This is a genomic window from Halomonas sp. SIMBA_159 (assembly GCF_046536035.1).
Classification (GTDB): Bacteria; Pseudomonadota; Gammaproteobacteria; order Pseudomonadales; family Halomonadaceae; genus Vreelandella; species Vreelandella venusta_A.
The window spans coordinates 1-255 of sequence record NZ_JAWJBT010001040.1; the positions used below are offsets into that span (position 1 = coordinate 1).

Sequence of the window (255 nt, forward strand, 5' to 3'; positions counted from 1 at the left end):
GCTTGGAATTAGAAGAAGAAGAAAGCTAATGGTTTGACTGAATAATAATTCCCCCTTGCGGGGGATTTCAGTTTTACTGATTGGGTTGTAATAAACTTACTAAATGCCCATCAGGGGTGCGGACTGCTGCAACTTTACCAAAAGAGGGTTCACGGATGCGACCTTCTAAGGTTCCGCCTAAAGCCTCTAAAGCATCCACACTCGCTTGGACATCTTCCACTTGAAAACTCAGAATGGGGGAACTGCCACCGTTTG

1 protein-coding gene is annotated in these 255 nt (G+C 45.5%); it reads right to left on the minus strand.

What is annotated here, in order from left to right; genetic code table 11:
- Positions 1 to 73: 73 nt before the first annotated feature.
- A partial coding sequence (locus R0J87_RS22440; RefSeq protein ID WP_498889088.1) for a VOC family protein occupies positions 74 to 255 on the minus strand: 182 nt, incomplete at its 5' end.